Source organism: Candidatus Equadaptatus faecalis, from assembly GCA_018065065.1.
Lineage (GTDB): Bacteria > Synergistota > Synergistia > Synergistales > Synergistaceae > Equadaptatus > Equadaptatus faecalis.
Genome location: JAGHTZ010000066.1, coordinates 1 through 20,876, shown reverse-complemented (window position 1 = coordinate 20,876; position 20,876 = coordinate 1). Strand labels below are relative to the sequence as shown.

The following is a 20,876-nucleotide window of genomic DNA, read 5'->3' as shown; positions in this document are numbered from 1 at the left end:
AGCAAATTTGAAGTCAAACTCATAGCGCCGATAGCGATGGAAGAAGGACTTCGTTTTGCAGTACGCGAAGGCGGCCATACGGTCGGCGCCGGCGTCGTTACCTCAATTATCGAATAATTCGATTTAGGAGTTGAGCACTTTGACAAAGAAAATTCGTATTAAGCTCAAAGCTTTTGACAACCGTGTACTCGACGCTTCGGCAATTCAGATTGCCGAAACGGCGAAACGCACCGGTGCAAAAGTGTCGGGACCTGTACCTCTCCCGACCGAAATCGAAAAGTTCTCCGCTCTGACGTCCCCGCATACGGACAAAGATGCGCGCGAACAGTTTGAGATCAGGACGCACAAGCGTCTTATCGATATTGTGGATCCTACACAGAAGACAATGGAAACACTCATGGAGCTTAACCTGCCCTCAGGAGTGGATATCCAGATTAAACTGTAGTAAGATCCGAGAATAAAGGAGCTGAAACACATGAGTATGGGGATACTGGGCCGCAAGGTTGGGATGACCCAGGTCTTCGACGAGGAAGGCAAGGCGGTACCTGTAACGGTTATCGAAGCAGGTCCTTGCTCAGTCGTTGAAATCCGGACACCTGAAAAGAACGGCTACAGCGCAGTGCAGCTCGGTTTCGGCGAAGTGAAAGATTCAAAGGTTTCAAAACCTGCGAAAGGAAGCTTCGAGAAACAGAACGTAGCACCCAAGCGCTGGCTGAGGGAGTTCCGTGTTGACAACAGCGCGGACTACCAGGTGGGACAGGAAATCACCGTTTCTCTGTTCCAAAATGGCGAAGTTGTTGACGCCACTGGCGTCAGCAAAGGAAAAGGATATCAGGGCGTAATGAAACGCCACGGCTTCGGCGGAATTCCGCAGAGCCACGGGCAGTCGGTCACGCACCGCCACCCTGGTTCCATAGGTTGCAGCAGCTACCCGGGACGTGTTCCCAAAGGCCGCAGAATGGCAGGACACATGGGAGCTGAACGCGTCACGACAAAGAACCTCAAGGTTTTCTCAATTGATGAAGAAAACAACCTTATCCTTGTTAAAGGATCGGTTCCTGGCGCAAAAGACGGACTTGTAATGCTCCGTAAAGCAGACAAGTAAGGAGGAGAAGACTAATGCCTGTAGTAAAAGAAGTGAACTTCAAAGGCGAAGTAATCGGCGATTATACACTGTCTGATGCAGTCTTCGGTGCCCCCGTACACGTTCCTGCAATGCACCAGGTTGTAGTCGCACATCTTGCCAACTGCCGTCAGGGTACGCACAATACCAAAGATCGCGGAGATGTCCGCGGCGGCGGAAAGAAACCTTGGAGACAGAAACACACCGGACATGCGCGTTCCGGAAGCAACCGTTCACCGATCTGGGTCGGCGGCGGAGTTGCGCACGGACCGCATCCGAGAGATTATCATCAGAAGGTCAACAAGAAAGTTCGCCGTCTTGCACTTTGCAGCGCACTTACGCTGAAAGTTCAGGAAGAAAAAATGCTTGTTCTTGAAAAATTCGACGTTGAAGCACCGAAGACAAAGACAATGGTCGCTTTCCTCGCAGCCGTAAACGCCGAGAGAAAACCGCTCTTCGTAACACACGAAACGAACATTGCGGCATCAAGATCAGCAGCGAACATTCCGGGCGCACAGGTTCTTCATGTTGACAGTATCAACGTCTATGACCTTCTTAATCATGAGCAGCTTATCGCGACACCTGAAGCGGTTAAGAAGCTCGAGGAGGTGTTCGGCTAATGAACGCAGCAGCATACGATATCATCGTTCGTCCGATTATCACAGAAAGAACGAGCGCGCTTATGGAACTCGGACAGTACACGTTTGAAGTTCTTCCCAAAGCCAACAAGATAGAAATCCGCAAGGCCGTCGAAGAAGTTTTCAACGTCAAGGTTGTAAGAGTGAACACGATTCAGGTTCGTTCGAAACCGAAACGCATGGGTGCTTTTATGGGCCGTTCACGTTCTTGGAAGAAAGCAATCGTAACGCTTGCAGAAGGCGAAAAGATTGCATTCTTTGAAGGCGCAAGCGCGTAGGAAAGGGGAATAAACAATGGGAATCAAGAAATTTAAACCCACTACACCCGCCCGTCGCCAGATGGCTCTGCCTGATTATTCAGAAGTTACAAAGGCAAAGCCGGAACGCAGCCTTGTCACGGCACTGAAACAGTCTGGAGGCCGTAACAGCAACGGACGCGTAACATCACGCCACCTTGGCGGACACGGCAGAGTAAAATATCGCATTATCGACTTCAAGCGCGACAAAACCGGAGTACCGGGAACAATCGTTTCAATCGAATACGATCCGAACCGTTCAGCCCGTATCGCACTTGTTTCCTACCTCGATGGTGAAAAACGTTACATTCTTGCGCCGGTAGGTCTTGGCGTCGGCGACAAAATATATGCCGGAGACGATTCCGACATCCGTCCGGGCAATGCTCTCAAACTGAAAGCAATTCCCGTCGGTACCGTTATTCACAACATCGAACTTGAACCGGGACGCGGCGGGGTGCTTGCACGTTCAGCCGGTACGTCGGCACAGCTCATGGCAAAAGAAGGAAAATACGCATACGTTCGTATGCCGAGCGGAGAACTCCGTCTTGTCCTTCTCGAATGCATGGCGACAGTCGGCCAAATCGGCAACGAAGAGCATGAAAACGTTGTGTCAGGCAAAGCAGGAAGAACCCGCTGGCTCGGAATCAGACCCCATATCCGCGGTATGATTCAGAACCCGGTTGACCACCCGATGGGCGGTGGTGAAGGCAAGAGTAAATCTCACAAGCACCCTGTTTCACCGTGGGGTACGCCTGCCAAGGGTTACCGTACGCGCAAGCGCAAAGCTTCGGACAAATTTATCGTCCGCCGTCGCAAGAAGTAATCACGGCTTGTAGGGAGGAAATTATAAATGTCTCGTTCAATTAAAAAAGGACCCTATGTAGATGCGAAACTTCTTCGCAGGGTTGAAGACATGAACGAATCGGGCAAGAAGACAGTTATCAAAAGCTGGGCCCGCAGTTCAAGCATAACGCCTGAAATGGTCGGACATACAATCGCAATTCATAACGGACGCATCCACGTTCCTGTTTATGTCAGCGACAACATGATCGGTCACAAACTTGGGGAATTTGCACCTACGCGTAAGTTCGGCGGACACGCCGGACAGGAACGTTCCTCCAAAGTGAAATAGGCATAAGGAGGAACGACAATGGACGCGAAAGCAAAAGCAGTTGGACTTAGAGTTCCCGCAACGAAGGTTCGCCGCGTTATCGCCCTCGTAAGAGGCAAAAAAGCGGCAGATGCCCTCACGATACTTAAGTTCACACCCAACAAAGGCGCACGTTTTGCCGAAAAAGTTCTCAAAAGCGCAGTTGCCAATGCAGAACACAATTTCGGACTTGACATCGATAAACTCTATGTCAAAGAAATAACGGCAGATCAGGGAACATACATGAAGCGCTTCCGCCCTGTTGCACAGGGACGCGCTCATACGTACAGACATCACACCTGTCACATCACGGTGACAGTTGCTGAGAAATAAGGAGGGGTGACTAGTGGGTCAGAAAGTTCACCCGGTAGGTTACAGACTTGGCGTTATCTACGACTGGGAATCACGCTGGTTCGCCGATAAGAAAAAATATGCCAAATTCCTCCACGAGGACCTCGAGCTCAGAGAATGGATCAAAAAACGCTGGGCAGCAGCAGGAGTCAGCCGCGTGGATATCGAGCGTATCGGAAACGTAATGCGTTTTACAGTTTCGACCGCCCGGCCTGGTGTCGTAATCGGCAAACATGGTGCAGAAATTCAGATAGTTCGCGAAGAACTGCAGAAAAAGACCGGAAACCGGGTCATGATCAACATTCAGGAAATGAAGAACCCTGATATAGAGGCACAGGTTGTTGCCGAAGGCGTTGCTTCATCACTCGAGCGTCGTATAAGCTTCAGACGCGCAATGAAACAGTCAATATTCCGTGCCATGAAATCAGGCGCAAAAGGAATTAAAGTCCAGTGCGCAGGCCGCCTCGGCGGTGCTGAAATCGCACGTACGGAATGGTACCTTGAAGGTCAGCTCCCGCTTTCAACACTCAGAGCGGACATTGACTATGGTTTCGCAGAAGCACGCACAGTCTACGGAATTATCGGTATCAAAACTTGGATTTACAAAGGTGAAGTAATGCAGCGCAAACCCATAGAGGTTGAAGCTGTCAAAGCTCCGAAAGAAAGGGGATAACCGCGCATGTTACAGCCGACGAGAGTTAAGTTCCGCAAGCCTCATCTGACGCCGCTCCGTGGTTATGCCAAAGGAGCAAACAAGGTTGACTTTGGTGACTTCGGTCTTCAGGCCTGCGAAAACGGATGGATCACAGCCCGCCAGATAGAGGCAGTCCGTGTCGCGCTCAGCCGTAAAATGAAGAAAGGCGGTAAAATCTGGATAAGAATTTTCCCTGACCGCCCTGTCACGCAGAAGCCGCTTGAAACACGAATGGGAAAAGGTAAAGGTAACGTCGAATATTGGACAGCAGCAGTCAAACGCGGCCGTGTAATGTTCGAAATCGCCGGAGTACCTCTGGAAATCGCTGAAGAAGCGTTCCGCACAGCCGCCTTCAAGCTGCCGATCAAGGTCAAATTGATTACCCGAGAGGGAGCAGGTGAATAGATATGGATCCCAAAGAATTACGAGATCTCAGCATATCTGAGCTGAAAGACAAAAACAAACAGTTCAAACAGGAGTTGTTCAACCTCCGTTTCCAGAATGCAATCGGACAGCTGAGCAACGTAGGACGTATTAAAGAAGTCAAGAAATCCATTGCCCGTGTGCTTACAATCATCACGGAAAAAGAAATGGAAGCAAGGAGGTAACCGGCTATGGCAGAAGAAGTCAAATATCGCAAGGCTCGCGTAGGCATAGTCGTCAGCGACAAGATGGAAAAATCCATCGTCGTCCGCGTTGACCGCATGGCCAAACACGAACTCTACGGTAAACCGGTTCTCCGGTCCAAAAAGTTTATGGCTCACGACGAGAACAATGAATGCCGCATAGGCGACAGAGTTCAGATCGAAGAAACACGTCCTCTCAGCGCAAGAAAACACTGGGAAGTCACAAAGATTATCGAAAAAGCGCCTATCCTTGGCGGTGAGGAGGAGTAAAGCATGATACAGCTGCGTACAGTACTTAACGTAGCCGATAACAGCGGTGCAAGAAAGCTCCTCTGCATCCAGGTTAAAGGCGGCAGTTTCCGCAAAGTCGGAACAATCGGTGACGTCATAGTGGCAGCCGTACGCGAGGCAACTCCGAACGGCTCAATCAAAAAAGGCGACGTAGTCAAAGCCGTTATCGTCAGAACGAAAAAAGAAATCCGCCGCAAAGACGGTTCCTACGTACGTTTTGACGACAACGCGGCAGTCGTGATCGATGCCAACGGAGATCCGAAAGGAACGCGTATTTTTGGTCCCGTAGCAAGGGAACTCCGTGAAAAGAAATACATGCGCATCGTATCGCTTGCGCCTGAAGTTGTGTAGGAGGTAAGGGTCATGTCCAGAATGGGAATCAGAAAAGATGACCGTGTCAAAGTTATTTCCGGCAAGGACGCCGGAAAAGAAGGCAAAGTCCTCCGCAGAAATGTAGAGAAAGATACGCTTATTATCGAAAACATTAACATGGTCACAAAAAGCGTTCGTCCGAGTCAGAAAGACCCGCGCGGCGGACTCATCAAAAAAGAAGCAGCTGTCCGCGCCTGCAAGGTAATGCTTGTCTGCCCGTCATGCGGCAAAGCTACGCGCATTGCCCATGCGTATCTCGACAACGGCGACAAAGTCCGCGTTTGTAAAAAATGCGGCGAGATTATCGATAAGATATAGGAGGGGATAGAGAATGACTCCGCGTCTTTTAACAAAATATACTGAAGAAGTCGCTCCCCGCCTCAAGGAACAGTTTGAATTCAAAAACGTGATGCAGATTCCGCGTATGGAGAAAATTGTCATCAACATCGGCGTCAATGAGGCAAAGCTTGATACGAAATACATGGATGCCTCCATTAACGAGCTGACAATAATCACGGGCCAGAAGCCTATGCTCAAACGCGCCAAAAAATCCATCGCAGGCTTTAAGCTTCGCGAAGGACAGCCTGTCGGCTGCTGCGTTACGCTCAGAGGCGCCAAAATGTGGGAATTCCTTGATCGTCTTATCAACATAGCACTTCCGCGTATCAAAGACTTCCAGGGTGTTTCAAAGAAAGGTTTTGACGGCAGAGGCAACTATAACCTTGGTCTGAAAGAACAGCTTCTTTTCCCTGAAATAGACTTTGACAAAGTCATTCGTCAGCGCGGAATGAATATTTCGTTTGTTACGACGGCGAAAGCGGACGAAGAAGCTCAGGCTCTCCTTAAAGAGCTCGGCATGCCGTTCGCCCACTAAGAAGGAGCGCACACCATGGCAAGAAAAAGTCTTATCAACAAATCAAAGCTTGAACCTAAGTTCAAAGTAAGAAAACACAACCGCTGCCCGCTCTGCGGACGTATCCACGGATACATGCGGAAATTCGATATGTGCCGCTGCTGTTTCAGAAAACTTGCACGCGAGGGAAAAATCCCCGGCGTCGTCAAGTCAAGCTGGTAGGCACGTGCAAGGAGGATACTGAATGTATATTACAGATCCTGTCGCGGATATGCTTACACGCATCAGAAACGCAAACGTCGTCTATCTTGAAACAGTCGACATGCCGCTCAGCAAAATGCGTCTTGAGGTTGCACGCATCCTCAAAGAAGAAGGCTACATCCGCACTTACAAGACAGTAAACGACCCTAAACAGAAAATGGCGCTTCTCAGAGTTACCATGAACTACGGTCCGGCAAAAGAACGCGTTATCCAGGGACTTCGCCGTATAAGCAAACCCGGACGCCGCATCTATGTCGGTAAGGAAGACCTCCCGAAAGTTATGGGCGGACTCGGAATAGCCATGATTTCAACGTCAGCCGGACTTATGACCGACGCTGAAGCCCGCAAACGCGGACTCGGCGGTGAAGTCGTATGCTTCGTGTGGTAGCGGAGGTGCCCAGATGTCAAGAATAGGACGCAAACCGATAGCACTTCCCAGCGGCGTTGAAGTTAAAATCGACGGCAGACACGTTGCAGTCAAAGGCGGCAAAGGCACGCTTGAAATGGACATTATGCCGCAGATCAACGTCAAGCTTGAAGAGGGCAAAGTTGTCGTAGAGCGCGAAAGCGAAATTAAAGCCGTACGCGCTGCTCACGGTATGACAAGAGCTCTCCTCAACAACATGATCACCGGTGTAAGCTCAGGTTTTGAGAAAAAACTTGAAATCGTCGGCGTAGGCTACCGTGCTGCCATGCAGGGCAAAACGCTTGTGCTCAGCCTCGGCTATTCGCACACGATTGAAGTCGTTCCCCCGCAGGGAATCGAATTCGCCTGCCCGTCACCGATTAACATCACAGTCAGCGGCATTGACAAACAGATCGTAGGTCAGGTCGCGGCTAACATACGCGAATACCGCTCACCGGAACCGTACAAAGGCAAAGGTATCAGATACGAAGGCGAGTACGTAATTCGCAAGGCCGGCAAAGCCGGTGCTAAATCGAAGTAAAGGCGAGGTGTAGGACGTTGAAAAATCGCAGTCGTAATGCAATGCGCGAACTCCGCCACCAGCGCCTCAGGAAGCACGTATCCGGAACAGCGGAACGCCCGCGTCTTTCGGTATTCGGCAGTCTGAAGCATATCTACGCTCAGATTATCGATGACGAAAAGGGATGCACGCTTGTTTCAGCCTCAACGATGGACAAAAGCTTCGGCGCAGACAAAAAAGGAAACATCGAAGCAGCCAAAGAGGTTGGCAAACAGATAGCGGAACGTGCTCTGGCTAAAGGCGTCAACACAGTTGTTTTTGACAGAGGCGGACACATCTATCACGGAAGAGTCCAGGCTCTCGCAGATGCAGCTCGTGAAGCCGGCCTGAAGTTCTAAGGGGAGGCAGAGTACCGTGGCGAAAGAAAACAAGACAAACAACAAAAAAGAAGCCAATAAATCATACAGCAGCAGAGGAATGGAACTTACGGAGCGCGTAGTTTTTGTCAACCGCGTAGCAAAGGTTGTCAAAGGCGGCAAACGTTTCCGTTTCGCAGTCCTCGTTGCGGTTGGTGACGGCGTTGACCAGGTTGGTCTCGGCATGGGCAAAGCGAAGGAAATTTCCGAAGCAATGCGCAAAGCTGTAGAGCATGCAAAGAAAAACCTTATCGACCTTAAAAAGGTTGGTACGACAATTCCTCACCCGATTATCGGCAAATTCGGCGCAGCGGAAGTTCTCTTCCGTCCCGCAGCCCCGGGTACCGGAGTTCTCGCAGGTTCATCGGTTCGTCCGATCATGGAACTTGGCGGAATTAAAGACGTTATCGCTAAGGTAACGGGCAGAACGGCAAACCCGATTAACATCGCATACGCAACCATGGACGCGGTTAAACGCTTCCGCACGCCGGAAGAAATATACCGTCTCCGCGGTATCGAGCGTAAAGACGCATAGGAGGTTCACAGACTATGGCCAAACTTCGCATTACATGGAAAAGAAGCACAGTCGGACGTCCTCCGCGTCAGGAAAGAGTCATTGCAGCTCTCGGACTTCACAAGCTCAATGACACTGTAATTCACAATGACACTCCGCAGATTCGCGGCATGGTCAACAAGATCAGCCACCTGCTCGAGTGGTCAGAGGAAGAATAGGAGGTTCCGGCATGAAGCTTGAAGAACTTTGCCCGGCACCGGGCTCAAGAAAAGCCAAAAAACGTCTCGGACAGGGACTTGGAAGCGGACAGGGTAAAACAGCAGGTAAAGGCCATAAAGGTCAGAAAGCCCGCAAAAGCCCGGACATCAGCCCGAACTTTGAAGGCGGCCAGATGCCGCTTGCCCGCCGCATCCCTAAACGCGGCTTCAGCAACTTCCGTTTTGCTGTTAAATATCAGGTCGTGAATCTTGACGAACTCGACGCCCGCTTTGAAGACGGGGCAGAAGTGGATGCGGCTAAGCTCGCAGCTCTCCGCCTTATCTCAGACGCGGCGGCGCCTCTCAAGATTCTCGGTGAAGGCGAAATCACGAAAAAACTTACAGTAAAGGCAAAAGCATTCAGCGCTTCAGCAAAAGCAAAGCTCGAAGCAGCCGGTGGAAAAGCCGAGGTGATCTAAGGTGTTAGACTCCTTAAAAGATGCCTTCAGACTGCCTGATTTGAAACGCCGCTTCCTCTTTGTTCTCGGCGCGCTCTTTGTGTACCGTCTCGGTGCGCTTATTCCGACGCCGGGTATCAATGCAGCGGCACTTTCAAAGCTTTTTGAACAGAGCGGTATACTGGGTTTCCTCGACCTCTTCGCAGGCGGCGCCCTCAGCAGATTTGGTATCTTTGCAATGGGCGTCACGCCGTATATCAACTCAAGTATCGTTATGCAGCTGCTCGCAGTTGTTATACCGAGCCTTGAGAAAATGATGAAGGAAGGTCCTGAAGGCCAGAAAAAAATGGTGCAGTACACACGTATCGGTACCATCGTTTTCGCGGTTGTTCAGGCTCTTGGTATGACAGGCTGGCTCAGAAGCGCAGGAATTTTCTCCGGTTCATGGATTGACGTGTGCGTCGTAACGCTCACGCTCACGACGGGCGCAATGGCCGTTATGTGGATCGGTGAGCTTATGTCCGACTACGGAATTGGCAACGGTATTTCAATGCTCATTTTTGCGGGTATCGTCGCAAGAATTCCCGATGCGGTCATTCGCACGTTCCAGCTTCTGAAACTCGGCGAACTTAATTTCATCGTATTTCTCATCGCAATCGTGTTTATGCTTGCGGTTATAGCCGGATGTATCCTTCTTCAGGAAGGTCAGCGCCGCATGTCCGTCCAGTACGCCAAACGCGTGGTAGGCAACAAAATGTACGGCGGACAGAGCACGTTCATCCCGCTCAGAGTCAATACGGCAGGCGTTATACCTATTATCTTCGCGTCATCAATACTGCTTTTCCCGTACACTATCGCCGGATTCTTCCACGGCGCCACAGCGCAGAAAATCGTTCAGTGGTTCAGCCCGACGAGTCCTGTTTACATGATACTGTACGTAATCCTGATAGTTTTCTTCGGTTTCTTCTACACGGCTGTTGTCTTCAAACCGGATGAAATAGCCGAAAACATGAAGAAAAACGGCGGCTTTATTCTCGGTATCCGTCCGGGCAAGCCGACCGAAGAATACATAGAGAAGGTTATGGAGCGCATTACGCTCGCCGGATCTGCGGCCCTCGCACTCATCGCGGTTGTCCCGACGATTATGACGAGAGTTCTCAACATCCACTCCTTCTATTTCGGCGGAACCGCGGTCATCATCGTTGTCGGTGTCGCTCTTGACACTGTTCACGAGATCGAAGCGCAGCTTCTTATGCGCCACTATCAGGGCATTTTGAAACGCCAGAACAAATCAGGCGGTCTTCTCAGACTGTAATAAGAACTGAACAAGATGAGAATAATCCTTATAGGCGCCCCGGGCGCAGGCAAGGGAACACAGGCCGCAACGATTAAAGCCAAATATCCGATAGCCCACATTTCAACGGGCGATATGCTCAGGGCCAACGTCAAAGAAGGCACTGAGCTCGGAAAATTGGCGAAATCCTATATGGACGCAGGCAAACTCGTTCCGGATCAGGTCATAATTGACATGATGGAGGAACGCCTCAAGGAAAACGACTGCATTGCAGGATTTATGCTCGACGGTTTTCCGAGAACGCTGCCTCAGGCAGAAGCGCTGGGCAGGCTTTTGGACAAACTCGGCATGAGACTCGACGCGGCGGTGGAACTTGAAATTGAAGACGAAGTCGTTGTCAACAGACTTACTTCAAGAAGAGTTTGCAAGGCGTGCGGAGAAATTTACAACACGATGCTCAAACCTGCAAAGGTTGAAGGTGTCTGCGACAAATGCGGAGGAGAGGTCATTCAGCGCGATGACGACAAGGAAGAAGTCATCCGCAAACGCCTCGCCGTATTCCACGAGCAGACGGCGCCCATAGTCGATTACTACGGCTCGCAGGGCGTTCTTCTCAAAATTGACGCATCGGGAGCTAAGGATGCTGTCCTGAATCTGCTTGAGAGCAAAGGCATAAGATAAATGATAACCTTCAAAAGCGACCGCGACCTTGTGAAAATGAGGAAAGCGGGACAGCTTGTAGCAGATATACTTAAACTGATGAGAGACCTCGTAAAGCCGGGTGTGGATACGCTGACTCTGGACCTGGCTGCCGAGGATCTTATCAGAAAGTCAGGCGGTAAACCTGCTTTTAAGAACTACAAAGTGTCATGGGTTCCGGTAGCATTTCCAGGAACGATATGCGCCTCAATCAACAACGAGGTGGTTCACGGAATACCTTCAAAAGACAGAATCCTCCAGGAGGGTGACATCTTTACGGTAGATACAGGAGCCTCCATAGACGGATTTTTCGGCGATGCCTGCTGTACGTACGCAGTTGGACAAATCAGTGATGAACGCAAGCGGCTGCTCGACATCACTCTTCAGTCTCTCCACAACGGTATGAAGGCAGTCAAACCGGGGGCAACACTCGGAGATATCGGTTACGCGGTTGAACAGACCGTTATACCGCAGGGCTACGGTCTCGTCAGAGACTATGCCGGTCACGGAATAGGCAGGAGACCGCACGAAGCGCCTCAGGTTCCCAACTACGGGAAGCAGGGCAGCGGACTTGTCATAAAACCGAGAATGACCTTTTGTGTTGAACCAATGGTAATGACGGGCGCTGAAGAAGTTAAAACTTTGGACGACCAGTGGACGGTCGTTACAGCTGACGGCAGTGACGCGGCGCATTTTGAAAATACGCTGCTCGTCACGGACAACGGGGTTGAGATACTTACTCCGTGGGAGGAATAGCGCAGCGAAATTCAGACCCGGCGATCTTGTAAAAGTTCGTCAAACAAAGTACGCAGGAAATTTATTCGTGGCAGTGCCACGGAAGGTGATTCGAAAACGGGTGGCGCAGACACGGATTTTGGCGAATGCGGCAGTCCGGAATGAAAGAACATGAAACACCTTCACAAGAGACGCAGATCAATCTTAAAGAGCTGCCGAGAGGTTGCGGGAACAGAACCCCGGATAACGTCTGGCGGATCGGTAAGATTCCGGCAGTCTGAACAAAGGCAGCGTATCCTGCAAACAGGGAGGTTGAGAAACTGCATGGACAAGGAAGATGTAATTGAGGTAAAGGGTAAGGTTGTTGAACCGCTGCCTAATGCCATGTTCCGTGTAGAGTTGGAAAACGGTCATAAAATACTGGCCCATGTTTCCGGAAAGATGCGGATGAATTTTATAAGGATTCTTCCGGGTGACCGTGTACAATTGGAGCTTTCGCCATACGACTTGACCCGTGGGCGAATCACATATAGATACAAATAAAAAACAAATCTATGTATTAAGAATTTCTCAAGGAGGTCTGCAACAAATGAAAGTAAGACCATCGGTCAAACCAATTTGTGAATTTTGCAGAATAATCAAACGTCATGGCGTCGTGCGCGTTATTTGCAGCAAAAACCCGCGTCACAAACAGCGCCAGGGTGGAAGGAGATAACAGCTTATGGCACGTTTAGCAGGAGTCGATCTGCCGCGCGAAAAAAGAATCGAAATCGCCCTCACCTACATTTACGGAATCGGACCTGCCTATGCAAGCCGCATTCTTGAAGCAACGGGTGTGAATCCTGACGTCCGCGTCAAGGATATGAGCGAGGAAGACGAACAGAAGCTTCGCGCAGAACTCGAAAACTACGTTCTCGAAGGCGACCTTCGCCGTGAGAGAGCAATGAACATCAAACGTCTTATGGACATCGGAAGTTACCGTGGTCTCAGACACCGTCAGGGACTTCCTGTCCGCGGACAGAAGACCAAAACCAACGCCCGCACCCGCAAGGGACCGAAACGCACGGTTGCCGGCAAGAAAAAAGCTACGAAATAACGCTTTACAGGGAGGGAATATCAAGTGGCCAAACGCGTACAGCGTACTCGTAAACGCAAAGATAAGAAGAACGTAAGCTACGGTGTTGCACACATTTATTCAACGTTCAACAACACAATCGTAACGCTTACGGATAAACAGGGCAACGCCCTTTCATGGTCTGCAGGCGGAAACGTCGGATTCAAGGGCGCACGCAAATCAACTCCGTATGCAGCGCAGATGTCAGCAGCCCAGGCAGCAAAAGCAGCCCAGGAACATGGTGTCACCGAAGTTGACGTAATCGTCAAAGGTCCGGGACCCGGACGCGAATCAGCAATTCGTGCCCTTCAGGCAGCAGGACTCAGCATTAACGTCATTCGTGACGCAACACCGATTCCGCACAACGGATGCCGTCCGCCGAAGCGTCGTCGCGTGTAGTTTTAAAGGAGGAAACAAAGTATGAGCAGATATACAGGACCTGTATGCCGCCTCTGCCGTGCAGAAGGCTGCCAGCTCTTTCTTAAAGGCGACCGCTGCTATACCGAGAAATGCGCATTCAAAAAACGCAATTCAAAACCGGGACAGCACGGAACACGCCGCGGCAAAATGAGCGAATACGGACTCCGTCTTCGCGAAAAACAGAAACTTCGCCGTTTCTACAGCCTCAACGAAACACAGTTCAGCACAATTTACGCTGAAGCAGCAAGACTTGCCGGACAGACAGGCCACAACTTCCTTCAGCTTCTTGAACGCCGCATAGACAACATTGTCTACCGTCTCGGTTTCGGCGTCAGCCGTGCCCAGGCACGTCAGCTTGTCCGCCACGGACATTTCACCGTCAACGGACGCAAGCTTGACATCCCCAGCGCGATCCTTAAACAGGGCGACGTAATCGCCGTTGCCGAAGGCAGCCGCGAACTCGCAGTCATCAAGGAAAACGTTGAAAGCGCCGTGACCCACGCAGTTCCTGCGTGGCTTGAGCTTAATGCCGACGCGCTTACGGGAACGGTCGTGACGCTGCCTGTCCGCGAACAGATTGAAGTTCCTGTCCAGGAGCAGCTCGTTGTCGAATTCTATGCACGTTAGTGCTAACAAGTGAAAGGAAGGGGTTAGTATGGAACACGATCGTTACGATGTCGTAATGCAGGAGTCTACCCCCTCATACGGTAAATTAACAATCGAGCCGCTTGAAAGAGGCTACGGGGTAACGCTCGGAAACTCGCTCCGCCGCGTTCTGCTTTCTTCAATCTCCGGAGCAGCAATCATTGCGGTTCGCATAGAGGGTGTTCTTCACGAGTTCAGCACGGTTTCCGGCGTAAAGGAAGACGTGATTGAACTTCTTGTAAACCTTAAGCATATAGCAGTCAGCTGCCGCTCAAATACCGTAAAAACGCTCAGACTTGACGCAGTCGGTCCGAAGCGCGTTACGGCGGCGGATATTGAACCGGACGCAGATATTGAATTCCCTAATCCGGACGCCTACATCTGCACGCTTGAAGACGGCGCCCGCATTGCAATGGATATCTACATAAGCACCGGAACGGGCTATGCGCCTATTGACAGACCGCGCGCGGCGTGGCTGCCGGCAGACGCGATGCAGACGGACGCGCTTTTCTCGCCTGTTGAAAGGGTTAAATACGAAATCGCTGACAAACGTCTGGGACAGCGTACAGACTACGACAGTCTCAACCTTGAAATATGGACGAACGGCACGATCAGTGCCGAAGACGCCATAGTTCAGGCCGGAAAAATTCTCAAAAGCTACTACGTCTCAATAATAGATACAATAGCCGGTCCGGGAAGCAGCGACGTTGAAGATCCGGACATCAGCGACAATACGCCGAAACAGAAAGCATACCAGATAGGCGACAACGCATGGCTCAGCCGTTCCGTCCGCGATTTGGAGCTTTCCGTCCGCAGCGAAAACTGTCTGCTTCGCGGAGGTGTGCACCTCATAAGCGACCTTGTCGGAAAAAGCAAAGAAGAACTTATGAAGACGCGCAACCTTGGCAGAATTTCCCTTAAGGAAATTGAAGAGAGGCTTGCAAAGCTTGACCTTCACCTTGCAGGAGACAAAGAAACAGAGGAGGAAAAATAAATGAGACACCGCATGGCACTTAGAAAACTGGGACGCTGCAGTTCCCATCGCTGGGCAATGCTCGGCAACATGGCGGCAAGTCTCTTTGTGGCCGGCAGCATAGTTACAACGGAAACAAGAGCGAAAGAACTTCGTAAGGTTGCCGAAAAAATGATTACAAAAGCAAAATCAGGCACACTTACCGACCGCCGCCTTGTTATCGCCCGTATGCCGCACAAAGAAGCGGTAATCAAGCTCTTCAGCGAGCTTGGTCCGAAATATGCCAACCGTAACGGCGGATATACAAGAATAGTCAAACTCGGAACACGCCCCGGCGACGCGTCGCCGATGGTCGTAATCCAGCTGGTTGACTAATCTGGATTACGGACATACGAGAAACAGACGCGAAAGCGGCTGGTTCTCGTATCAACAAAATCCAGCTGGTTGACTAGTAATAAGCAACAAAAAACGGTTCGAACCAAAAAACAGAGCCCCGCAAAAGCGGGGCTTTTATAATGCCTTGCGGCTGAGTTATGCGCTGTGATTTTTTACGCGCGAACGAATTGTATACAATGCACCGAACAGCAGCATGAGAGTGAAAGGCAGTCCGATCAAAGCAAAACTGTTCTCAAAAGAATAAGCAAGCCACCCCGTAAAGAGATAACCTGCGGCGGAACAGGCAGTCACGACAGATACGTAAGGCAGCTGTGTTGTTACGTGATTGACGTGTTCGCAATGCGCGCCGGCGGACGCCATAATAGTCGTGTCGCTGATCGGCGAGCTGTGATCGCCCGCGACGGCGCCCGAAAGACAGGCGGCGATTGAAACTACAAGAGTCTGATAAGTGTCAGGACTGTCAAAAATATTGCACACAATCGGAATTAAAATCGCAAAAGTTCCCCAGCTTGTGCCTGTTGAAAAAGCGAGGAAAACCGCGATGATAAAAATAATAAACGGAAGAAAAAGCCGCAGAGAGGCAGCCGAACTTGCAACTATGTCATGCACGTAAAACTTTGCGCCGAGCAGAGTGGTCATACCTGACAGCGTCCACGCCATAGTCAAAATCAGAACCGGGGCAACCATAGCCTTAAAACCGTCGGGCACGCAATCCATAAACTCGCGGAACGTAATCACGCTGCGGAACATATACAGCAGAAAAGTCGCGGCAAGAGTGGAAATGCTTCCGAAAACAAGACCTTTGGAAGCATCGCAGTTCGTGAAAGCGTCAACAAAAGGAACGCCCTTAAAAAATCCGCCGGTGTAAAGCATACCCGTACAGCAGAAAATAATCAGAATGGCAACGGGCGCCGCCAGGTCAAACACCTGTCCTTTCGGATTGCTGAGCTCCTCGTCCGCTTCGCCGTAAGGGCGTTCGGGAGTGGTGAACAGGTCGCCCTTTGCCGCGTTGTCCTCATGCAGCTTCATAGCGCCGAAATCAAAATCCATAAACGCAAGGGCAAAAAGCATAAACAAAGTGCCGAGTGCATAGAAATTGAAAGGTATTGTGTGCAGAAACATTGTAAAACCGTTGATATGCGAACCGGCGGGGACGGAAGACGAAACGGCCGCCGCCCAGCTCGAAACGGGCGCAAGAATACAGACAGGGGCGGCGGTTGCGTCTATCTGGTAGGCGAGTTTCGCGCGGCTGATATTGCACTTGTCCGTAACGGGACGCATAACCGAACCGACGGTGAGGCAGTTGAAATAGTCGTCCACGAAAATCAGAATGCCGAGCAAAGCTGTGGCGCACAAAGCGCCCGTGCGGGTCTTGATGTTCTTTGAAGCCCAGTGCCCGAAGGCGCGGGAACCGCCGACCCTGTTCATCAGCGCTACAAGAATGCCCAAAATAATCAGAAAAATCAGGATACCGACGTTCCACGCATTGGAAAGCTTTGTCACCATACCGCCCTCGGCATTGTAAAAAAGCGTATTCAGCATAAATTCAAGATTGCCGTTTGCGTAAAGCAGCGCTCCGAAGAAAATGCCGGTAAAAAGCGAAGAATAAACCTCCTTGGTGACAAGAGCAAGAACTATCGCTATAACGGGCGGGAAAAGGGCAAAAATCGTGGCGTAAGCCGCAGGCTTGTAGCTCTCTCCCGCCACGGAACCGGCTCTGCCGTTCAGCCACGCCAAAACGGCGAACAAGAGAACCGCCGCCGCCAAAAAGGCGTAATTATTTCTCCTCATGCGAAGCACCCCCATATTTGTCAAAATTATACGTTATAGTCTGCAAAATAGCCACCCACGCTGATGATCACCGTCAAACATAGTGCGCCGGAAATTAGTTTTGCTAAATAAAATACTTGTTAAACCGCGGGATTTTTTTGAGTAACACAGTTATTACCAAAGAAATTAAAAACGTAATTATTGCCACAACAGGAATGGAAAATAAAGGGGTAAAAGAATTTATTGGCAAAAGATACCTGTGAACAAGACAACGAAGCGGCGTTTGGAGCAAATATATCCCCAATGTGTGCGAAGATAGGAACAGTATTATTGATTTTGCCCGAGGAGAAAAATTTACTTTAGCAACACGACATTTGAAAAAGCAAAAAATTGCAACAGCCATTACAAATTTACACTCATCAAGGTACACCATGTGTGTCTTGCCTTCTTTGCATGAAAAATATGCTGTTGGCAAAATCATAGACAGATACCCTATTATGCCGAGAGCATACAAGGCAAATTCTGCTTTGCCGCTAATTTTTTTACACTTCATCAAATAATATCCCAGGATGAATGGTAAACATGGGGCTACTATGTAACGGGCAAAATCTACAATAATTTTTACATTAAAGTACTTTACTAACGTTGCCAATATGCCTACAAATATGCAGTAGGGCAGGATTTTTTCGTTTTGCGTTATGCACCGAAGAAGCGGCACGGAAATATAAAAGCCGATTATCATAGGCAAAAACCAAAGATGCAATGGGCGTAAAAGAAAAAAAACTTTTGCTGTCACAAAAATATTTGGAGAGAAAAGTTTGCTTCCATACCAAAGGAAAAATATGTTATTCAAGGGAAACCAAAATAAAAAGACAATGGCGAGCTTTTTAATATATTTTGAATACAATTTATCTATAGAAATTTCCCTGTCAGGATCAAGGAAGAAAACTCCTGATATCATAAAGAACGCAAAATTAGCCCACTGCCCAATGACGTCATAACAGTTGCAAATATGCCAACCCAATGAACTTGGATCTCGTGCTATAAATGCATGTATAGCAGTGTGAGCAAATATAACCGCAAAACAAGCTGCTATCCTTAAACAATCTAACCAAATTATTCTATCCTTATCCATAAACTTTTTCTCCTCCCAAGCGAAATCTGACGCAGCAATTCTATAATTCTTCCATTGAACTTGTCAAGTCTTATCAATGAAACAATCTATCAAGAGCTCTCTGCCAAACAAAAAACAAAAACAAAAGAAAAGCGGTGCAAATTCTTGCTGAAATGTTATAATGGCGTTGGGCAGTATAAATTTTTGGAAGGCGGTATCGTTATGTTCAAGTCAGACATAAAATCAAAACTTTTAGTGTTCTTCGCGGCTGCCGTGCTGTTTTCGTCGGTGATTTTCGTCGGAGGGTGCAACGGGGACAGCGAAGCAAATTACTCCAAAAAGCCGGAGGAAGCGATGAAGGTTGAAAAGGTGTCCGATTATCTTTACAAGACACGCTATGACGACCTTGATGAGAGCGTCTATTCCGATACCGAGCTGATAAGAAAGTTTTTCAAAATAACAACTGCGGCGGACAAGGGAAAAGCTTTTGCCTGCAGCGCTGTCGTGAACGGAAATTTTTACGGGCGCAATTTCGACTTTTTCATGGGACAGGATCCCAATTTTGTCGTGTGGGTTGAGGGGAATGACAAGCGTTACGCAAGTCTGGGCGTCGTAATGATGCAAAACGTCCCCCTCGCGGAAGCAGACAGCGGGGAACTTTCCGAAGATATGAAAAAACTGCTTCCGTTCGTGGTTTTGGACGGCATAAACGAAAAAGGCGTAACGTGCAACTCAAACTACGTTCCGAAAGAGGTTGAACATGACAGCACAAATCCAGGGGCAAAAGACCTGCCGTATCTTACGGTTGTCCGCTATGTTCTTGACAACGCGGAAAGCGCGGCGGAGGCTGTTGAGCTGCTTCGTGGCAAAAATCTTGTTGACAAGCCCAAAATTTCAACACTGCACTGGATGATCGCAGACCCGAAGGAATCTTACGTTGTTGAAGTAGTGGACAATGAACTGCGTGTCGTTAAAAATCCGGAGGCAATGACGAATTATTATCTGTCTGTTGACGGTTATACGCCTCACGCCTGCGGTATTGAGCGCATGGACATCATTAAGAAGGGCTATGACAAAGCAGCTTCCGTAGAAAATATGCGCAGGCTTATGCAGAGCGTGCATTACACGCAGGCATACAAAAAGAGTACCAAGCCTTTCTGGTATTCAGAGCATTACCAATACGACAGCGCAACAGGAAAGGATTACAACATAAATACGCCGATGGACGAAATGCAGCCGCACGTTGACGAAATTGTTCAGGCGTTTTCGCACTGCACGCGCGACAACCCCGACGGTTTTTGGGAGACCGTGTACACCTCTGTCTATGACATGGGCAAACAGACCATGAGAATATCCCTGCATGAGGATTACAGCAAATACTGGGATTTCAAGCTGAAATAGCGCACGGCGGAACAGACTGTTCCCTGTTGTAACCTTTGAACCGGAGGACAACAAAATCGGAGACCGCAAAAAAATGAGCGGGCAATAAGCCCGCTCGTTCCATTGTGCTTAATTGTCCCAACTCCACCTAAAACTTCCAGTAACACCACGCGCATTCATAGCGGCTCGCCTGGGGATTATAATAGGCAGCATATTCGCCGCATAGCGGGCACAAATCTCCGTCGGCAAATGCAGGAGCACAGAGAACAAACAGCGCACCAACCAAAAGCATTAAAGCAAAAAACTTTTTCATACAAATACACCTCCTAAAATTTGTCTCACAAGAGATTTCGCGACACTCACCTCGCCTGAAAGGCGGGATTTTATACCGTTTCCATGAGACTACACGCAGAGTGTACATATATATATTGTCAATACCAATTTTAAGAATTTTGCATTTTTGGGCGGCAGTAAAAATCAGTAAAAACACTTAGAAAAAACGCAAAAAAACGGTGTAAATTCTTTCGGAAATGGTATAATAACGGCAGGAAGGAAAAAAGCTGTAAGCCATAAGCTATATGCTATAAGCAAAAGCCAAAGGCTAAAAGCGAAAACCTTGAAGAAACAATAAAAAGTCCGTCATTCTGCGCGAAGCAACGCGGAGGCGCGGAATCCAGTGGCGTTACGGGCTTTGCCCGTTAGAAACAAGCCCCTGCGGGGCAAAGTCGCTGGATCCGCTGCGCGGAACGAAGATACCCCACAGGGCACGAGACGACGAACGCAGAACGAAGAACTAAAAGAAAGCTGTAAGCCATAAGCTATATGCTATAAGCAAAAACCCAAGGCTAAAAGCGAAAACCTTGAAGAAACAATAAAAAGTCCGTCTTTCTGCATGGAGCGAAGCGGAAGTGCAGAATCCAGTGTCGTTACGGGCTTTGCCCGTTAGAAACAAGCCCCTGCGGGGCAAAGTCGCTGGATCTACCCCTACGGGGCACAGGCTGCGCAAAATCTGCTCCTGACGGATTTTCGCAGGAAGACGATGATTTTAGCGGTTCTAAGGTTTTGCGAAGTGCTAAGTGCAGACGAAAGCGGTGGGTGAATTGCCCGCCTGTGCCGAACGCAGTGAGGCAAACGTTTTACCGGGCAATTCCCGCTTGAGTACGGAGCGCA

General features: G+C 49.5%; 36 protein-coding genes. 33 read left to right on the top strand and 3 right to left on the bottom strand.

Annotated features, from left to right (window positions below; translation table 11 throughout):
- The 32 genes from KBS54_05685 to rplQ form a co-directional block, all read left to right on the top strand.
- The coding region (locus KBS54_05685) for a hypothetical protein (GenBank protein MBQ0055616.1) at window positions 1–117 on the top strand (117 nt) is incomplete at its 5' end.
- Between the two features lie 22 nt (window positions 118–139).
- Window positions 140–445: a 30S ribosomal protein S10 gene (gene rpsJ / locus KBS54_05680; GenBank protein ID MBQ0055615.1), complete on the top strand. Its 306-nt coding sequence runs from the start codon at window positions 140–142 to the stop codon at window positions 443–445.
- A gap of 30 nt (window positions 446–475) precedes the next feature.
- Window positions 476–1,105, top strand: coding sequence for a 50S ribosomal protein L3 (gene rplC, locus KBS54_05675; GenBank protein ID MBQ0055614.1), 630 nt, complete (start codon window positions 476–478; stop codon window positions 1,103–1,105).
- Between the two features lie 14 nt (window positions 1,106–1,119).
- Window positions 1,120–1,743, top strand: a complete 624-nt coding sequence (rplD, locus tag KBS54_05670; protein ID MBQ0055613.1) for a 50S ribosomal protein L4 — start codon at window positions 1,120–1,122, stop codon at window positions 1,741–1,743.
- Window positions 1,743–2,039 (top strand): 50S ribosomal protein L23, encoded by a 297-nt coding sequence (gene rplW, locus KBS54_05665; protein ID MBQ0055612.1) that lies wholly within the window; start codon window positions 1,743–1,745, stop codon window positions 2,037–2,039. The genes rplD and rplW overlap by 1 nt, the downstream gene beginning before the upstream one ends.
- 16 nt (window positions 2,040–2,055) lie before the next feature.
- Window positions 2,056–2,880: a 50S ribosomal protein L2 gene (rplB, locus tag KBS54_05660; GenBank protein ID MBQ0055611.1), complete on the top strand. Its 825-nt coding sequence runs from the start codon at window positions 2,056–2,058 to the stop codon at window positions 2,878–2,880.
- A gap of 27 nt (window positions 2,881–2,907) precedes the next feature.
- Window positions 2,908–3,189, top strand: a complete 282-nt coding sequence (rpsS, locus tag KBS54_05655) for a 30S ribosomal protein S19 (protein ID MBQ0055610.1) — start codon at window positions 2,908–2,910, stop codon at window positions 3,187–3,189.
- A gap of 18 nt (window positions 3,190–3,207) precedes the next feature.
- The gene (rplV, locus tag KBS54_05650; protein ID MBQ0055609.1) at window positions 3,208–3,540 is read left to right on the top strand and encodes a 50S ribosomal protein L22; all 333 of its coding nucleotides are present in this window, start codon (window positions 3,208–3,210) and stop codon (window positions 3,538–3,540) included.
- Between the two features lie 13 nt (window positions 3,541–3,553).
- On the top strand, window positions 3,554–4,231 hold the full coding sequence (gene rpsC, locus KBS54_05645) for a 30S ribosomal protein S3 (GenBank protein ID MBQ0055608.1): 678 nt from the start codon (window positions 3,554–3,556) through the stop codon (window positions 4,229–4,231).
- Window positions 4,232–4,237: 6 nt separating this feature from the next.
- Window positions 4,238–4,657, top strand: coding sequence for a 50S ribosomal protein L16 (gene rplP, locus KBS54_05640; GenBank protein MBQ0055607.1), 420 nt, complete (start codon window positions 4,238–4,240; stop codon window positions 4,655–4,657).
- Window positions 4,658–4,659: 2 nt separating this feature from the next.
- Window positions 4,660–4,860, top strand: coding sequence for a 50S ribosomal protein L29 (gene rpmC / locus KBS54_05635; GenBank protein ID MBQ0055606.1), 201 nt, complete (start codon window positions 4,660–4,662; stop codon window positions 4,858–4,860).
- Window positions 4,861–4,866: 6 nt separating this feature from the next.
- Entirely contained in the window at window positions 4,867–5,148 is a 282-nt protein-coding gene (gene rpsQ, locus KBS54_05630; GenBank protein MBQ0055605.1) for a 30S ribosomal protein S17, read from the top strand.
- Window positions 5,149–5,151: 3 nt separating this feature from the next.
- Window positions 5,152–5,520, top strand: coding sequence for a 50S ribosomal protein L14 (gene rplN / locus KBS54_05625; protein ID MBQ0055604.1), 369 nt, complete (start codon window positions 5,152–5,154; stop codon window positions 5,518–5,520).
- Between the two features lie 12 nt (window positions 5,521–5,532).
- The gene (gene rplX / locus KBS54_05620) at window positions 5,533–5,859 is read left to right on the top strand and encodes a 50S ribosomal protein L24 (GenBank protein ID MBQ0055603.1); all 327 of its coding nucleotides are present in this window, start codon (window positions 5,533–5,535) and stop codon (window positions 5,857–5,859) included.
- A gap of 13 nt (window positions 5,860–5,872) precedes the next feature.
- A complete protein-coding gene (gene rplE / locus KBS54_05615; GenBank protein MBQ0055602.1) occupies window positions 5,873–6,415 on the top strand; it encodes a 50S ribosomal protein L5 in 543 nt (180 codons plus the stop codon).
- Window positions 6,416–6,430: 15 nt separating this feature from the next.
- Window positions 6,431–6,616: a type Z 30S ribosomal protein S14 gene (locus KBS54_05610; GenBank protein ID MBQ0055601.1), complete on the top strand. Its 186-nt coding sequence runs from the start codon at window positions 6,431–6,433 to the stop codon at window positions 6,614–6,616.
- A gap of 22 nt (window positions 6,617–6,638) precedes the next feature.
- The gene (rpsH, locus tag KBS54_05605) at window positions 6,639–7,043 is read left to right on the top strand and encodes a 30S ribosomal protein S8 (GenBank protein ID MBQ0055600.1); all 405 of its coding nucleotides are present in this window, start codon (window positions 6,639–6,641) and stop codon (window positions 7,041–7,043) included.
- A gap of 13 nt (window positions 7,044–7,056) precedes the next feature.
- Complete coding sequence (gene rplF / locus KBS54_05600) at window positions 7,057–7,602, top strand: 50S ribosomal protein L6 (GenBank protein MBQ0055599.1); 546 nt, start codon at window positions 7,057–7,059, stop codon at window positions 7,600–7,602.
- Between the two features lie 17 nt (window positions 7,603–7,619).
- Window positions 7,620–7,979: a 50S ribosomal protein L18 gene (rplR, locus tag KBS54_05595; GenBank protein ID MBQ0055598.1), complete on the top strand. Its 360-nt coding sequence runs from the start codon at window positions 7,620–7,622 to the stop codon at window positions 7,977–7,979.
- 79 nt (window positions 7,980–8,058) lie between these two features.
- Window positions 8,059–8,532, top strand: coding sequence for a 30S ribosomal protein S5 (gene rpsE, locus KBS54_05590; protein MBQ0055597.1), 474 nt, complete (start codon window positions 8,059–8,061; stop codon window positions 8,530–8,532).
- Between the two features lie 14 nt (window positions 8,533–8,546).
- A complete protein-coding gene (gene rpmD / locus KBS54_05585) occupies window positions 8,547–8,729 on the top strand; it encodes a 50S ribosomal protein L30 (GenBank protein ID MBQ0055596.1) in 183 nt (60 codons plus the stop codon).
- A gap of 11 nt (window positions 8,730–8,740) precedes the next feature.
- On the top strand, window positions 8,741–9,187 hold the full coding sequence (rplO, locus tag KBS54_05580) for a 50S ribosomal protein L15 (protein ID MBQ0055595.1): 447 nt from the start codon (window positions 8,741–8,743) through the stop codon (window positions 9,185–9,187).
- A 1-nt stretch (window position 9,188) separates the two neighbouring features.
- A complete protein-coding gene (secY, locus tag KBS54_05575; protein MBQ0055594.1) occupies window positions 9,189–10,481 on the top strand; it encodes a preprotein translocase subunit SecY in 1,293 nt (430 codons plus the stop codon).
- A gap of 15 nt (window positions 10,482–10,496) precedes the next feature.
- Window positions 10,497–11,141, top strand: coding sequence for an adenylate kinase (locus KBS54_05570; protein MBQ0055593.1), 645 nt, complete (start codon window positions 10,497–10,499; stop codon window positions 11,139–11,141).
- A complete protein-coding gene (gene map, locus KBS54_05565; GenBank protein ID MBQ0055592.1) occupies window positions 11,142–11,915 on the top strand; it encodes a type I methionyl aminopeptidase in 774 nt (257 codons plus the stop codon).
- A 303-nt stretch (window positions 11,916–12,218) separates the two neighbouring features.
- Window positions 12,219–12,437, top strand: a complete 219-nt coding sequence (infA, locus tag KBS54_05560) for a translation initiation factor IF-1 (GenBank protein ID MBQ0055591.1) — start codon at window positions 12,219–12,221, stop codon at window positions 12,435–12,437.
- A 46-nt stretch (window positions 12,438–12,483) separates the two neighbouring features.
- Window positions 12,484–12,609 carry a 50S ribosomal protein L36 gene (gene rpmJ / locus KBS54_05555; GenBank protein MBQ0055590.1) on the top strand — a complete coding sequence of 42 codons (126 nt, stop codon included), beginning with the start codon at window positions 12,484–12,486 and terminating at the stop codon, window positions 12,607–12,609.
- A gap of 6 nt (window positions 12,610–12,615) precedes the next feature.
- Window positions 12,616–12,990, top strand: coding sequence for a 30S ribosomal protein S13 (rpsM, locus tag KBS54_05550; protein MBQ0055589.1), 375 nt, complete (start codon window positions 12,616–12,618; stop codon window positions 12,988–12,990).
- A gap of 24 nt (window positions 12,991–13,014) precedes the next feature.
- Window positions 13,015–13,407 carry a 30S ribosomal protein S11 gene (rpsK, locus tag KBS54_05545; GenBank protein ID MBQ0055588.1) on the top strand — a complete coding sequence of 131 codons (393 nt, stop codon included), beginning with the start codon at window positions 13,015–13,017 and terminating at the stop codon, window positions 13,405–13,407.
- A 21-nt stretch (window positions 13,408–13,428) separates the two neighbouring features.
- Complete coding sequence (rpsD, locus tag KBS54_05540) at window positions 13,429–14,055, top strand: 30S ribosomal protein S4 (protein ID MBQ0055587.1); 627 nt, start codon at window positions 13,429–13,431, stop codon at window positions 14,053–14,055.
- A gap of 28 nt (window positions 14,056–14,083) precedes the next feature.
- Window positions 14,084–15,067, top strand: a complete 984-nt coding sequence (locus KBS54_05535; GenBank protein MBQ0055586.1) for a DNA-directed RNA polymerase subunit alpha — start codon at window positions 14,084–14,086, stop codon at window positions 15,065–15,067.
- Between the two features lie 12 nt (window positions 15,068–15,079).
- Complete coding sequence (gene rplQ / locus KBS54_05530) at window positions 15,080–15,421, top strand: 50S ribosomal protein L17 (protein ID MBQ0055585.1); 342 nt, start codon at window positions 15,080–15,082, stop codon at window positions 15,419–15,421.
- A 156-nt stretch (window positions 15,422–15,577) separates the two neighbouring features.
- Here rplQ and KBS54_05525 read toward each other — a convergent pair whose 3' ends face one another.
- Complete coding sequence (locus KBS54_05525) at window positions 15,578–17,233, bottom strand: Na+/H+ antiporter NhaC family protein (GenBank protein ID MBQ0055584.1); 1,656 nt, start codon at window positions 17,231–17,233, stop codon at window positions 15,578–15,580.
- Between the two features lie 103 nt (window positions 17,234–17,336).
- Entirely contained in the window at window positions 17,337–18,347 is a 1,011-nt protein-coding gene (locus KBS54_05520) for an acyltransferase family protein (GenBank protein MBQ0055583.1), read from the bottom strand.
- Between the two features lie 201 nt (window positions 18,348–18,548).
- On the opposite strand from KBS54_05520, the gene KBS54_05515 reads away from it, so the two are divergent.
- The gene (locus KBS54_05515) at window positions 18,549–19,727 is read left to right on the top strand and encodes a linear amide C-N hydrolase (GenBank protein MBQ0055582.1); all 1,179 of its coding nucleotides are present in this window, start codon (window positions 18,549–18,551) and stop codon (window positions 19,725–19,727) included.
- Between the two features lie 127 nt (window positions 19,728–19,854).
- Here KBS54_05515 and KBS54_05510 read toward each other — a convergent pair whose 3' ends face one another.
- The gene (locus KBS54_05510; protein ID MBQ0055581.1) at window positions 19,855–20,019 is read right to left on the bottom strand and encodes a hypothetical protein; all 165 of its coding nucleotides are present in this window, start codon (window positions 20,017–20,019) and stop codon (window positions 19,855–19,857) included.
- Window positions 20,020–20,876: the final 857 nt, after the last annotated feature.